Here is a 12,455-nt window from a genome sequence, read left to right as displayed (position 1 = left end):
GATCGTGACTCACACCGTTCTCATCGGGCTCGGCGTCCTCATTGCCATCCTCACCGTGGTCTCGGCCCTCGGCCTGCTGCCGTCGCTGCGCATCGTCCCCGACGATACGCATTTCGACTTCACGCGCTTCCGTCGCATCAGCTTTCCGATCTCGGCGGCGCTGTCGATCGTCGCGATCGTGCTGTTCTTCACCCATGGCCTGAACCTCGGTATCGACTTCAAGGGCGGCACGCTGCTGGAGGTGAAGGCGAAGTCCGGCACCGCCGACATCGCGGCAATGCGTACCTCGCTCGACGGCCTGGGCCTCGGCGAGGTCCAGCTGCAGCAGTTCGGCGGTCCGGAGAACGTCCTGATCCGCGTTGCGGAGCAGCCGGGTGGCGACGCGGCCCAGCAGGCAGCCCTGCAGAAGCTTCGTGGCGCGCTTGGCGACAGTGTCGACATTCAGCGCACCGAGGTGCTGGGTCCGCGCGTCGCGGGCGAGCTCCTGGCCTACGGCATGCTTGGCCTGATGCTCGCGATCGTTGGGATCCTGATTTATCTCTGGTTCCGGTTCGAATGGCAGTTCGCGCTGGGCGCCATGATCGCCAACGTGCACGACATCGTGCTGACGATCGGCTTCATGTCGATCAGCCAGGTCGATTTCGACCTGACCAGCATCGCGGCGTTGCTGACCATTCTCGGCTATTCGCTCAACGATACCGTCGTCATCTACGACCGCATCCGGGAAATGCTGCGTCGCTACAAGAAGATGCCGATGCCGCAGCTGCTCAATGAATCCATCAACTCGACGCTGTCGCGCTCGATCATCACCCACGTCACGGTGACGCTCGCGCTGCTCGCGCTGCTCTTGTTCGGCGGCCATGCCATCCACAGCTTCACCGCGGTAATGATGTTCGGCGTGGTGCTGGTCGGCACCTACACCTCGATCTTCATTGCAGCGCCGATCCTGATCTATCTCGGCGTCGGCGAGCACCGCGAAGACGCGCCCGATACGGCGACGCCGGCGAAGAAAAGCAAGGCATGATCCGAACCTCATGCCCTTGCACGCGTTTGCGAGGGCAGTAAGCCCATTCGGACGAAGCTCATGGCCGGCGATCCCAACGCTCCGCATTTTCCGCGCTCGGCGCCGATCGATGCCTACGGCAAGGGCGGCTTCGCCTTTGCCGGCATGTCGCATCGGGGCTCGCTGCTCTGTCTGCCCGACGCGATCTGGGCTTGGGACGTGACCGACCCCGCGAAGATCGACCGCTACTCGCTGGATCGGGTGTTCACGGCGGCCAACAGCATCGACACGCTCCTGGTCGGCACTGGAACGGGGCTGTGGCTGCCGCCGCCGGAGCTGCGTCAGGCGCTCAAGGCGGTGAGGGTTGTACTGGACACGATGCAGACCGGCCCGGCCGTGCGCACCTACAACATCATGATCGGCGAACGGCGGCGGGTTGCCGCCGCGCTGATCGCCGTGCCATGAGCAACCGGCCATCCGACTCCGCCGCGTTCTGCGCCGATCTCGTGCGCAGCCACGACTTTCCCCGCTACGCCGCGACCCTGTTCGCGCCGGCCGCCGAGCGCCGCGCGTTACTGGCGATCTATGCCTTCAACGTCGAGATCGTTCGCATCCGCGACCAGGTGAGCCAGCCCTTGCCCGGCGAGATCCGCCTGCAATGGTGGACCGACATGCTGTCGGGCCACGTCCATGGCAGCGCCGAAGGCAATCCGGTGGCGGCCGAGCTGCTTCGCGCGATTCGCGATTTCGACCTGCCGGTCGAGTCGCTGTCGCTGCTTGCCGAGGAGCATCAGTTCGATCTCTACAACGACCCGATGCCGACGATGGCCGCACTGGAAGGTTACCTCGCGGCGACCTCATCGGCGCTGTTCGCCCTGGCAGCGCAGGTGTTGGGACCGCCTTCGGAGGCGGCCGAGCATGTCGCCCGCCATGCCGGGCTGGCGCAGGGTATCGTGCAGGTCATAGCCAATCTGCCGCGCGATGCCGCGCACCGGCAATTGTTCGTGCCGCAGCAGGTGCTGGAGAAGCACGATTGCAGCATGGAGGATGTCTTCGCCGGCAAGGAAACACCCAATCTCCATGCGGTGCTTGAGCAACTGGCGGGTGAAGCCCGGCAGCATATGACCGCGGCTTCATCGCTGCTGGCGCAGCTGGCGCCGCCGTTGCGGCCGGCGTTTCTGCCGCTGCGCCAGGCGCAGGCCGATCTCGAGCGCCTGTCGCGCCCGGGACGCAATCCGTTTAGGTTGCAGCCGACCTCGCGGTTGCGCACGCTCTGGACGCTGTGGCGCGCCTCGCGATCGCGTGAATTTACCAAATAGACGCCGGCTTATCGCCTGGCCCGCCCAAATGCTCTATGCTGTCCTATGGCTGACATGTCCCAAAGCTCGTTCGATCTCAGCGGCCTTCCGGTCGCCCCTGAAGACATTCGCGCCGCCGCCAAGACCCTCCAAGGCGCCGTTGTCGAGACGCCCTGTAGCCACAGCCGGACGCTGAGCAGCATCTGCGGCTGCGACATCTGGCTCAAATTCGAGAACCTGCAGTTCACCTCCTCGTTCAAGGAGCGCGGCGCGCTCAACCGGCTTACCGCGCTGACGGCGGAGGAGCGCGCGCGGGGCGTGATCGCGATGTCCGCGGGCAACCACGCGCAAGGCGTTGCCTACCACGCCAAGCGGCTCGGCATTCCCGCCACCATCGTGATGCCGATCGGCACGCCCATGGTGAAGATCGAGAACACCCGGCATCACGGCGCCGAGGTGGTGGTCACGGGCGCGACGCTGGAGGAGGCGGCCGCCTTTGCGCGCAGCCACGGTGAAGCGCACGGCATGGTCTTCGTCCATCCTTACGACGATCCGCTCGTCATCGCCGGGCAGGGCACGATCGGGCTGGAAATGCTGAAGGCGGTCCCGGAGCTCGACACGCTGGTCGTCCCGATCGGCGGCGGCGGTTTGATCAGCGGGATTGCCATTGCCGCGAAGTCGATCAAGCCGTCGCTCAGGATACTGGGCGTCGAGGCCTGGCTCTATCCCTCGATGTACAACGCCATTCACGACGGCAATCTGCCGGCGCGCGGCGATACGCTCGCCGAGGGCATCGCGGTGAAATCACCGGGCAAGATCACCACCGAAATCGTTCGGCGCCTCGTCGACGATATTGCGCTCGTCAACGAAGCCGAGCTCGAGCGTGCAGTCGCGACCCTGATCTCGATCGAGAAGACCGTCGTCGAGGGCGCCGGCGCCGCCGGCCTCGCCGCGCTGATGTCCGATCCGTCCCGCTTTGCCGGCGAGAAGGTCGGCCTCGTGCTGAGCGGAGGCAATATCGACACGCGGCTGATCGCCTCCGTGCTCACCCGTGAGCTCGCGCGCGAGGGGCGGCTGACGCAATTGTCGCTCGATATCCCCGACAGGCCGGGGCAGCTCGCCGCGGTAGCGGCACTGCTGGCCGAAGCGGGTGCGAATATCATCGAGGTCTCACACCAGCGGACCTTCTCCGACCTGCCGGCCAAGGCGACGCTGCTGCAGCTTGTCATCGAGACCCGCGATGCCGCCCATCTCAACGAGGTGATGGCCAGGCTCAGCGCATCCGGACTGAGCGCGCGCTGCACCTGAGCACGCGCTAACGTGACGCCAAATCCGCGACGTGGTCGATCAGCCGGTCGATCTCGGCTTGGGTGTTGTAGTAGTGGGGGGAAGCTCGGACGAGCGGCGGCAGCTCGCGGTTCTCGGCATCGATGCGGGTACTCGACGGGTCTGAAGCGCCGATTGTGATGCCCGCCGCCGCGGCGCTGCTGACAATGGCCTCCGCTTCATATCCATCCAAAGTGAAGCTGACGATGGCGCCAGGCTTGCGGCCAAGGTCGTGAATAGTGATGCCGCGAATGGAAGCGAGGCCGCTGCGAAGGCGGCCCGCGAGCAGCCGGCAGCGCTCCTCGATGGCATCCATGCCGATGTCGAGCGCATAATCGACGGCAGCGCCGAGCCCAAGCCGGGCGGCGTAATTATTCTCCCATGTCTCGAAGCGGCGGGCATCGTCGCGGAGCCGATATTCATCGCGCGAGACCCAGGGCGCTGCAAAATGGTCGATCATCGGTGGCTCGAGCTGCTGCAGGAGCGCCCCGCGCACATAGAGAAAGCCGGTACCACGCGGTCCCCGCAGGAATTTGCGTCCCGTGGCCGACAGCATGTCGCAGCCGATGGCCTCGACGTCGACCTCCATCTGGCCGACCGCCTGGCAGGCATCGAGCAGATAGGGGATGCCGTGTGCTCGCGCAATTCTGCCGATGGCCGCTGCGGGATTGGTCAGCCCGCCATTGGTCGGAACCCAGGTGATGGCGATCAGCTTCACGCGTTCGTCGATCATACGTTCGAGTGCGCCGACGTCGAACTCGCCCGTCGCATCGCTCGGCACCACATCGATGACCGCGCCTGTGCGTTTGGCGGCCTGAAGAAACGCAACATAGTTGGCGGCGTACTCCGCTTCGGCCGTCAGGATCCGGTCGCCCTCTCGAAATGAAAGCGAATAGAACGCCATCTGCCAGGCAACCGTCGCGTTCTCCACCAGGGCGATTTCATCCGGCGATGCGTTCAGGAGCCGGGCCACTGAGCCGTAAACGGCTTCGAGCCGATCTGACGCGCGATCGGCTGCGGCATAGCCGCCGATCTCGCTCTCGAGATCGATATGTCCCTTCATCGCCGCGACGACGGGCGCGGGCATGAGAGCCGCACCGGCATTGTGGAGATACGCGAGCCGGGAGGCAGCAGGCGTGTCGGCACGAATCTGGTTGATGTCGATCACGTCAGAGCCTCCATCTTCAGGTTCCTCGTAGACACAATGACGCACGCGAGCAAGCTCGGGCAAACGACTGTTCCAGCTGGAGCATGCAGATCGGGATGCCTATGCTGATCGGAAGCGCAATCTGGCACGGAATCACAGGGAATACCCAATGGCAAAGAACACGATCTGCCTCTGGTACGACAAGGATGCTGAAGCCGCGGCCCGCTTCTATGCCGAGACGTTTCCCGACAGCGCGGTGAGTGCGGTCCATCGCGCGCCCAGCGACTATCCGTCCGGCAAGGCAGGCGATGTCCTGACCGTCGAGTTCACGGTAGCCGGCGTTGCCTGTCTCGGTCTCAATGGCGGACCCGTCTTCAAGCACAACGAGGCCTTCTCGTTCCAGATCGCCACCGACGATCAGGCGGAGACCGATCGCTACTGGAACGCCATCGTCGGCAATGGCGGGCAGGAGAGTGCGTGCGGCTGGTGCAAGGACAGATGGGGAGTCTCCTGGCAGATCACGCCGCGGGTGCTGACCGAGGCGCTGGCCGCCGGTGGCACGGAGGCCAAGCGCGCCTTCGATGCGATGATGGGGATGACGAAGATCGACGTCGCCGCGATCGAAGCCGCGCGCCGCGGCTGAGACGGTCGCGCCTCAGATGCAGAGGCCGAGCAGCTTGACGTGACAGTTGCCGGACTTCGGCTTGCTCGCGGGCGGTACCTCGCGCTTCACCGCGACGACGGGCTCCTTGTCCTTTTTCTTGCCTTTGCCCTTCTCGTAGTCGCCGGCGATGACCATGGCCCAATAGGTGCGCTTGCCACTCGCATTCTTGGCACTGGCAATGCCGACGCGGGAGGCATTGTGCAGCAACAGGTTCTTGCGGTGCCCGGAGGAGTCGATCCACTGGCCCAGCGTCTTGTCGAAACTGTCGTAGCCGTAGGCGATGTTCTCTGCGGCGCGGCCCGCGCCGGCCGGTGCGACGCGGCGATTGAATGGGCCGAGTGTGTCGTGGCTGAGGTCGTCCTTCGCCGCCATCGCGCGGGCCTGATCCATGGCGATGCGATCGAGGGTGGCGTCGCGCACGACGCGGGCCTCACCATGCTTGAGACGGAAGCTGGAGATCAGCTCCGCCGGTGAGTCGGCCAGCGCAGGCGCCCCTGCCAGCAGCACAAGGCCGGCGATCGTTCCGCCAACCATACGATGCATCATCGTCCCCCGAGCGCCCATGATCTCTGCCAACCCTTCCTGATCCAAGCGCTTCTCGATCGCCATTGTGGAGGCTTCAAGGCGCAGATTCCGCGCTAGCTCGTCGGGAGCTTCGCCTCGAAATTGAAGCGGTCGCGCAGGTTCTTGCGCTGCTCCAGGATATCCTTGAGGAAGGCGCGATCCTGCTCGTTCTTCATCATCGGCTCGATCAGGTCGAGCTGGTTCATGGCGACCAGTTGCAGGACCTCGATGCGTGGCTTGCCGCTGGCGTTGCGTGGCAGGGCGTGCACGACCTGGATGTGCTCGGGCGGCTTCGGTCCCTTGGAGGCGGCAAGCTCGCTGCGGAGCTGGCCCTCGAGCGCGGCCTGATCGGCTTCGACGAAGGCGTAAAGCCCGACACCGGAGCGACGGTCGGCAAAGGCGACGATGGCGGCGTCGCGCACGGCGGGATTCCGGCGGATCAGCTCGGCCAGCACCGGCGCGTCGTTGACGAGCCGACGGCCGCCGCCCTCGCGATCGGTGAAGTTGAACAGGCCGCGGGTGATGGCGCGATAGACCTTCTTGCCGGTGGCGAGCCATAGGCTCGCGGCGAACGACTTCCTCGCCAGGATCTTTCGCTCTCGCGGCGTCAGCGCCTCGGGCGCGTAGGAGCGCTTGTGCTTGAGCAGATGCCGGAGGTCCTCATAGGCGAGGATGCGATAGAGCCGGCCGCGGCGCTTGAAGCACGCGGCGAGCTGGAAGTCGGTGACATAGGCGCGGCCGTCGCGGCCGACCAGCCAGTTCTGCTCCTTGGCGAGATCGTTGTGGCAGATGCCGGCGCGGCGCAGCCGACGCAGTGCGGCCTTGGCGGAGCGGAAATAGGCGACATCGCCACGGGGCTTTGCCAGGTGCAGCGCGACGCCGTCGACGAAGCCGCGCACCAGAGCGCGGCGCCCGGCCCAGAGCAGCTCGGGGCCGACGTCGAGGCCTTTGGCCCGCACCAGGGCCTGCTTCTCGCGGGCGAACAGGTGGCGTGCCAGCAGAAACGACCACCATGGCACCTCGTCGAGCCGGCGCAGCACCGCGTCGATCTCGCCGCTTTCGCTGCGGAAACGGCCGCGCTCGACGGTCGAGAACACGTCGCGCTTGAGCATCACGCCTTCGGTCCAGCGCGCCGACAGCTCTGCGGCGTCGTCTTTGGGCAAGCTCATTGCAAACTCACGCAGCGGCGGCAATGCGCAGGTGATCGGCGATCCAGCGATCGAGATCGGCGAGCGCCCGTGCGCTCAGCGCCTGCTTCTTGGCCACCGTCTTCTCGTTGCCGCGCAGCCGCGTGCCGTCGGGCTTCTTCGTTGGCACGCTCGTGAGCGGTGGAAACAGGCCGAAATTGATGTTCATCGGCTGGAACGAGCGCGTGCCCGGCTCGATGGTCTCGATATGGCCGCCGGTGATGTGACCGAGCAGCGATCCCAGTGCGGTCGTAGCCGGCGGGCTGACAAGCGTCTCGCCGCGCGCTTCCGCGGCTGCATAGAGACCCGCGATCAAGCCGACGCTGGCGGATTCCACATAGCCTTCGCAGCCCGTCATCTGGCCGGCGAAGCGCAGCCGCGTCTGTGCGCGCAGCCGCAGCTGGCCGTCGAGCAGCTTCGGCGAGTTCAGGAAGGTGTTGCGATGCAGGCCGCCGAGGCGGGCGAATTCGGCGTTCTCCAACCCCGGAATGGTGCGGAAGATGCGCTGCTGCTCGCCATACTTCAGCTTGGTCTGGAAGCCGACGATGTTGTAGAGCGTGCCGAGCTTGTTGTCCTGGCGCAGTTGCACGATCGCGTACGGTTTCGTCGTGGGATCGTGCGGGTTGGTGAGGCCAACCGGCTTCATGGGACCATGGCGCAGCGTCTCGGGGCCACGTTCAGCCATCACCTCGATCGGCAGGCAGCCGTCGAAATAGGGCGTGTTGGTCTCCCATTCCTTGAACTCAGTCTTCTCGCCGGCGATCAGCGCGGCGACGAAGCCCTCATACTGCTCCTTGGTCATGGGGCAGTTGATGTAGTCGGCACCGTTGCCGCCGGGGCCGACCTTGTCGTAGCGCGATTGGAACCAGGCCACCGACATGTCGATGGACTCGCGGTGCACGATCGGCGCGATGGCGTCGAAGAAGGCGAGCGCGTTCTCGTCGGTGAGCTCGCGGATGGCGTCGGCCAGCGGCGCGGAGGTGAGGGGGCCGGTGGCGACGATGACGTTGCTCCACGCGGCCGGCGGCAGGCCCGCGATCTCGCCGCGCGCGATCTCGATCAGGGGATGGTCGTTCAGCGCCTTGGTGACGGCCGCCGAGAAGCCGTCGCGATCGACCGCGAGTGCGCCGCCGGCGGGCACCTGGTTGGCGTCGGCCGCGCGCATGATCAGCGAGCCGAGGCGGCGCATCTCCGCATGCAGCAGGCCGACGGCGTTGTTGGCGGCGTCATCCGAGCGGAACGAGTTGGAGCAGACGAGCTCGGCAAGTCCGTCGGTGCGGTGCGCGTCGGTCATGCGGGTCGGCCGCATCTCGTGCAGCACCACGGGCACGCCGGACTTCGCAATCTGCCAGGCAGCTTCCGAACCGGCGAGGCCGGCACCGATCACGTGGACGAGGTTGGATTGGGGTCCTGTCATGGGGCGGACAGGTAGCGCTTTTCGGCGGAGAGTGGAATCGCCGAGATCGAGTTTTCTGCCACCAGATGCGACAACGCCCGCACGAGGCGGGCGCTATCGGTCCGTTCTAGTGAAGGGCTGAAGGATATCAGCCCTGATACTGACCGGCGGCAACGCGCGGGATGTCCGAGCGATCGAGGCCGATATCGGCCAATTCGCGATCGCTGAGCTGGGACAGCTCGGCAACATTGCGCTGATAGTCCCGGAAGGCCTGAATCATGCGGATGAGCGAGAGCAGCATTGGTAGTCTCCTGTAGTTCGATTCAGCCTTTGCTTGAGGCCTCATCGTTGAAATGAATATAGGTGAGAGTGGTGCAGTGCGAAAGTTCCGGTGTTGCGATGCAGCTAAGCGCTGTGCGCATGGCGTACGTAACGGATGATTAACCGGAAGGCCCTCCCGCCCAGAGCTTGGCCAAGGTCGTCCGGTGTCGGCGATAAGTACTCGTAAAATAACGGGTTTATGTCACAGATTGATATGGGTCATCGCGGAAATAGGTTCCCTATAAGCGGCCAGCAAGTTCGACCCAGCAGCTTATAGACTCAAGTCATGCCTGCCTGATTCGCATAGGGCGCGACGCTATTATATGAATATAGATTCACTTTAAGATCCATTGAATACCGAAAATGCGCCCATGAGCGATGCGCTGGCGCCGCTACAGGCGAGGCCCGCTTGCCGGGGTTCGGCAGCGGCGATTCGGCGCGCTTCGGCTGGGCTGAGATCTAAGGGGCGCGTGCGAGCTGGGCGGCAAAATAGGCCACGGTCTTGGAGTAGACCTCGCTCTTGTTCCACTGCTTGAGCACCTCAAAGTTCGGGCTGCCCGGCTGCCAGTCCTTGCCCTTCTGCCAGCCATAGCCGACCAGATAATTGGCCGTGGAGGCGAGCACGTCGGGCACGTTATGCAGAAGATCGCGCTTGCCGTTGCCGTCGAAGTCGATGGCATATTTCATCCAGGATGACGGCATGAACTGGGTCTGGCCGAGCTCGCCGGCCCAGGCGCCTTTCATGTCGGCAGGCGCAAGATCGCCGCGCTGGACGATGCGCAACGCATCCAACAGCTCGGCGCGAAACTGCTCGGAGCGACGGCAATCGTAAGCGAGCGTTGCAAGCGAGCGGATCGTTGCAAACTTGCCGGTGTTGACGCCGAAATCGGTCTCCAGGCCCCAGATCGCGACCAGGACTTCGCCCGGCACGCCATAGGCCTGCTCGATGCGCGACAGCACCGAGCCGTATTGCTTCATCCTGTTGGAGCCGCGCTCCAAGCGTGGCGGCACCATGCGGCCGGAGAACTCCTCGAAACTCTGGGTAAAGACCTTTTGCGAGCGGTCGCGGTTGAGCACGCTCTGGTCGAACGTGACGCCGGCAAGCCCGGCAGTGATGGTCTGCTGCGAGATGCCCTTCGCCGCAGCGTCGGTTTTGAAATCAGCCAGCCAAGCGTCGAAATTGCCCGAGTCGCAGGCAACCGCGGCGGGCGCTGGCTGGACTGAGAGAAGGGACGCGGAGACGGCCAAGGCTGCGAGAGCAAGACGAGAAATCGTCGGAGTCATCAGATGAAATGGATTTCCGTGAATTGACCTGACCGGCAGCATAATCTCGGCTGTAACCGCGGCCAAAGCAAGGCGTGCGGCCCTGTCTGAACCGGCCAGGGCCGCACGTCACGAGATTGTCAGACGTCAGTCCGATTGCGCCACGGGAAAAGGTTGGCCGGGAAGTCGGCGGCCGGCTTGCGCGGCCGATGCGGCGGAGGGGGGACCGGACGTGCGCCCGGATCGGACGCGATCACCTTGCGGTAAAGGTGCCACGTGGCGTGCCCGAGCAGCGGGACCACAACGGCGAGGCCGAGGAAGGCCGGGATCGTGCCAAGCGCGAGCAGCACCGCCACGATCAGACCCCAGGCCGCCATCGGCACCGGGTTTTTCGCGACCACGCGCAGCGAGGTGCTCATCGCCTCGAACGCACCGGCATGGCGGTCCAGCATCAAGGGGAACGACACGGCACTGAGACAGAGCGCGGCGAGCGCGAACAGGAATCCGGTGCCGCAGCCAACCACGATCAGCCACCAGCCTTGCTGCGTCGTCAGCACGCGCATCATGAAGTCCGAGAATCCGGTGACGCCCTCGTAGCCGAACGCCGCGACATAGATCGCCTGCGCGGTCGCCACCCAGGTGACGAACAGGGCGAGCAGCAATGTACCGAGGCCGAGCATCGCGCCGAACGACGGCGATCGCAGCACCTCCATGGCATCCCAGGCGCTGGCCGGTTCATAGCGCTCGCGCCGGCTGGAAAGCTCGTAGAGCCCGAGCGCAGCGAAAGGCCCGATCAGCGCGAAGCCCGCGGCGAGCGGAAACAGCAGCGGCAGCACCGAATAGCCCATCACCACACGGGCGAGCACGAGGCCGAGCACCGGGTAGATCACGCACAGGATGATGGCGTGGCTTGGAACGGCCTTGAAATCCTCCCAGCCGCGCCTGAGCGCGTCGTGCAGATCGGACAATTGTATGGTTCGGATCACCGGTCCAGCCTCATCCGTGGGCTGGGCCATCGTGGGGACATTGCCCTGGTAGAGTGTGGCCATGGTCGCTAGCTCCCTTGCCAAGCGGCTGCATCCGGCGCCGGCAAACGGCGCAAGCGGCCGCCCATTCTCTTGAAATCCCACGATCCCGACCAGACGCGAATTCCGGATGGATCGCGAGCTGAACGGCAAGCATACTCCCAAGTCCGAGTCCTGTCCCTCACGCTTGGGTGAAATTTCGATGCCGCGACGCAATCAATGCGGCGTCATTCTGTCGTCATTTCGCCGCAGATAAGCTGATGCTGCTGTCCGTTCGCGCAACTTCGCGGGCGCGGCGCACCAACTTCGTCTATAAGTGCCACGCAAGGCCCTTCCAACGGATTCCTTTTCGGGGAGCAGACATGAGCATTTTCGGGAAAATCATCAGCGCGATCTTCGGCGGCCAGCCGGCCTCCGCTGCGCCGGCCGGTGGCGCCGCTTCGCCGGGCGCCCCCGCAGGGTCGGCAAGTCCTTCGGCGCCGGCCGCCGCACCCATGGCTGCGGTCGACGTGGCGGCGATCGTCGACAAGGCGGCCGCCGCGCACAAGGGCGAGAAGCTGGAATGGCGTACCTCCATCGTCGACCTCATGAAGGCGCTCGACATCGATTCCAGCCTCGCTGCGCGCAAGGATCTCGCCAAGGAGCTGGGCTACAGCGGCGACATGAACGACTCGGCGAGCATGAACGTCTGGCTGCACAAGCAGGTGATGTCCAAGCTCGCCGCTAATGGCGGCAAGCTGCCGCCGGAGATCAAGCACTGACCGGACCTGGGGTAGTGCCTCAGGGGCCCGCGATCGCCGCGGGCCCTTTTGCATTCAGGCGACCAGATCCGCATCCTCCGGATGCCGATCGAGATAGTCGACGACGAAGCCGCAGCCGGCGATCACCTTCTTGCCGTCGCGCCGGATCAGGCCGAGCGCGCCCTTGACCAGCTCGGAGCCGATGCCGCGCCCGCGCAACGCGCGCGGCGTCTCGGTGTGGGTGATGATTACGGCCGACGGCGTCAGCCGGTAATTGGCGAAGGCGATGTCGTCGCCGACATCGAGCTCGAAGCGGCTCCTGTCCTTGTTGTCGCGTACCGAAGCCGCCATGCGGGGTCCCTCCGAACTGCAGGTGCCTCCTGATCTAGGAGGCTGACACGGCCCTTGCCAAGGTGGGACCAGGGGAGATTGGCGCAGACGAGATATCTGCAAATGCGCGCCGCCCTGACCGCACTGCGGTATGGCCATGGCGCCCGGCGAGCATGGTCCCGCGGCTCCGC

Annotated in this window: 14 protein-coding genes; 6 read left to right on the top strand and 8 right to left on the bottom strand. The window is 65.1% G+C overall.

The genetic code is table 11. The features are described 5' to 3' along the window. Positions 1-4: 4 nt before the first annotated feature. The 4 genes from secF to GA0061099_RS18995 are packed head-to-tail and all read left to right on the top strand — an operon-like array spanning position 5 to position 3,609. Positions 5-1,024, top strand: a complete 1,020-nt coding sequence (gene secF, locus GA0061099_RS19010; RefSeq protein WP_036012746.1) for a protein translocase subunit SecF — start codon at positions 5-7, stop codon at positions 1,022-1,024. Positions 1,025-1,084: 60 nt separating this feature from the next. Beyond that, complete coding sequence (locus tag GA0061099_RS19005; RefSeq protein ID WP_028179505.1) at positions 1,085-1,468, top strand: Mth938-like domain-containing protein; 384 nt, start codon at positions 1,085-1,087, stop codon at positions 1,466-1,468. Then, complete coding sequence (locus tag GA0061099_RS19000; RefSeq protein ID WP_036028216.1) at positions 1,465-2,322, top strand: phytoene/squalene synthase family protein; 858 nt, start codon at positions 1,465-1,467, stop codon at positions 2,320-2,322. Before GA0061099_RS19005 ends, GA0061099_RS19000 begins: the two co-directional genes overlap by 4 nt. A 45-nt stretch (positions 2,323-2,367) precedes the next feature. Next, the gene (locus tag GA0061099_RS18995) at positions 2,368-3,609 is read left to right on the top strand and encodes a threonine ammonia-lyase (protein ID WP_036028215.1); all 1,242 of its coding nucleotides are present in this window, start codon (positions 2,368-2,370) and stop codon (positions 3,607-3,609) included. Positions 3,610-3,616: 7 nt separating this feature from the next. Here GA0061099_RS18995 and GA0061099_RS18990 read toward each other — a convergent pair whose 3' ends face one another. Then, on the bottom strand, positions 3,617-4,795 hold the full coding sequence (locus GA0061099_RS18990) for an aminotransferase class V-fold PLP-dependent enzyme (RefSeq protein ID WP_036028214.1): 1,179 nt from the start codon (positions 4,793-4,795) through the stop codon (positions 3,617-3,619). 148 nt (positions 4,796-4,943) lie between these two features. Between GA0061099_RS18990 and GA0061099_RS18985 the strand changes: the two genes are divergently transcribed. Then, entirely contained in the window at positions 4,944-5,417 is a 474-nt protein-coding gene (locus tag GA0061099_RS18985) for a VOC family protein (protein ID WP_008547150.1), read from the top strand. A gap of 12 nt (positions 5,418-5,429) precedes the next feature. On the opposite strand, the gene GA0061099_RS18980 is transcribed toward GA0061099_RS18985, so the two are convergent. The 6 genes from GA0061099_RS18980 to GA0061099_RS18955 all read right to left on the bottom strand — a co-directional run bounded on the left by GA0061099_RS18980 (position 5,430) and on the right by GA0061099_RS18955 (position 11,218). Next, entirely contained in the window at positions 5,430-5,981 is a 552-nt protein-coding gene (locus GA0061099_RS18980) for a CAP domain-containing protein (protein WP_036028219.1), read from the bottom strand. A gap of 95 nt (positions 5,982-6,076) precedes the next feature. Then, positions 6,077-7,171: an AMP-binding enzyme gene (locus GA0061099_RS18975; RefSeq protein ID WP_074448024.1), complete on the bottom strand. Its 1,095-nt coding sequence runs from the start codon at positions 7,169-7,171 to the stop codon at positions 6,077-6,079. 7 nt (positions 7,172-7,178) lie between these two features. Next, entirely contained in the window at positions 7,179-8,606 is a 1,428-nt protein-coding gene (trmFO, locus tag GA0061099_RS18970; RefSeq protein WP_036028202.1) for a methylenetetrahydrofolate--tRNA-(uracil(54)-C(5))-methyltransferase (FADH(2)-oxidizing) TrmFO, read from the bottom strand. A 127-nt stretch (positions 8,607-8,733) separates the two neighbouring features. Continuing rightward, the gene (locus tag GA0061099_RS18965) at positions 8,734-8,886 is read right to left on the bottom strand and encodes a DUF1127 domain-containing protein (protein ID WP_007590701.1); all 153 of its coding nucleotides are present in this window, start codon (positions 8,884-8,886) and stop codon (positions 8,734-8,736) included. Positions 8,887-9,365: 479 nt separating this feature from the next. Further along, positions 9,366-10,190 (bottom strand): lytic murein transglycosylase, encoded by an 825-nt coding sequence (locus GA0061099_RS18960; RefSeq protein ID WP_036028201.1) that lies wholly within the window; start codon positions 10,188-10,190, stop codon positions 9,366-9,368. A gap of 119 nt (positions 10,191-10,309) precedes the next feature. Further along, a complete protein-coding gene (locus tag GA0061099_RS18955) occupies positions 10,310-11,218 on the bottom strand; it encodes a DUF2189 domain-containing protein (protein ID WP_036028200.1) in 909 nt (302 codons plus the stop codon). 338 nt (positions 11,219-11,556) lie between these two features. On the opposite strand from GA0061099_RS18955, the gene GA0061099_RS18950 reads away from it, so the two are divergent. Then, positions 11,557-11,955: a DUF3597 domain-containing protein gene (locus tag GA0061099_RS18950; protein WP_036028199.1), complete on the top strand. Its 399-nt coding sequence runs from the start codon at positions 11,557-11,559 to the stop codon at positions 11,953-11,955. Positions 11,956-12,009: 54 nt separating this feature from the next. On the opposite strand, the gene GA0061099_RS18945 is transcribed toward GA0061099_RS18950, so the two are convergent. After that, a complete protein-coding gene (locus GA0061099_RS18945) occupies positions 12,010-12,285 on the bottom strand; it encodes a GNAT family N-acetyltransferase (protein WP_036028197.1) in 276 nt (91 codons plus the stop codon). Positions 12,286-12,455: the final 170 nt, after the last annotated feature.

The organism is Bradyrhizobium yuanmingense (assembly GCF_900094575.1).
GTDB classification, from domain to species: Bacteria; Pseudomonadota; Alphaproteobacteria; order Rhizobiales; family Xanthobacteraceae; genus Bradyrhizobium; species Bradyrhizobium yuanmingense.
The sequence above is the reverse complement of the archived record's forward strand: the minus strand, read 5'-3'. Positions and strand labels throughout refer to the sequence as shown.

Excerpts from the sequence above, each read along its gene's own strand:
- GA0061099_RS19005 (WP_028179505.1), top strand. The coding sequence starts at position 1,085 with ATGGCCGGCGATCCCAACGCTCCGCATTTTCCGCGCTCGGCGCCGATC.
- GA0061099_RS19000 (WP_036028216.1), top strand. The coding sequence starts at position 1,465 with ATGAGCAACCGGCCATCCGACTCCGCCGCGTTCTGCGCCGATCTCGTG.
- GA0061099_RS18995 (WP_036028215.1), top strand. The coding sequence starts at position 2,368 with ATGGCTGACATGTCCCAAAGCTCGTTCGATCTCAGCGGCCTTCCGGTC.
- GA0061099_RS18985 (WP_008547150.1), top strand. The coding sequence starts at position 4,944 with ATGGCAAAGAACACGATCTGCCTCTGGTACGACAAGGATGCTGAAGCC.
- GA0061099_RS18980 (WP_036028219.1), bottom strand. The coding sequence starts at position 5,981 with ATGCATCGTATGGTTGGCGGAACGATCGCCGGCCTTGTGCTGCTGGCA.
- GA0061099_RS18975 (WP_074448024.1), bottom strand. The coding sequence starts at position 7,171 with ATGAGCTTGCCCAAAGACGACGCCGCAGAGCTGTCGGCGCGCTGGACC.
- trmFO (WP_036028202.1), bottom strand. The coding sequence starts at position 8,606 with ATGACAGGACCCCAATCCAACCTCGTCCACGTGATCGGTGCCGGCCTC.
- GA0061099_RS18965 (WP_007590701.1), bottom strand. The coding sequence starts at position 8,886 with ATGCTGCTCTCGCTCATCCGCATGATTCAGGCCTTCCGGGACTATCAG.
- GA0061099_RS18960 (WP_036028201.1), bottom strand. The coding sequence starts at position 10,190 with ATGACTCCGACGATTTCTCGTCTTGCTCTCGCAGCCTTGGCCGTCTCC.
- GA0061099_RS18955 (WP_036028200.1), bottom strand. The coding sequence starts at position 11,218 with ATGGCCACACTCTACCAGGGCAATGTCCCCACGATGGCCCAGCCCACG.
- GA0061099_RS18950 (WP_036028199.1), top strand. The coding sequence starts at position 11,557 with ATGAGCATTTTCGGGAAAATCATCAGCGCGATCTTCGGCGGCCAGCCG.
- GA0061099_RS18945 (WP_036028197.1), bottom strand. The coding sequence starts at position 12,285 with ATGGCGGCTTCGGTACGCGACAACAAGGACAGGAGCCGCTTCGAGCTC.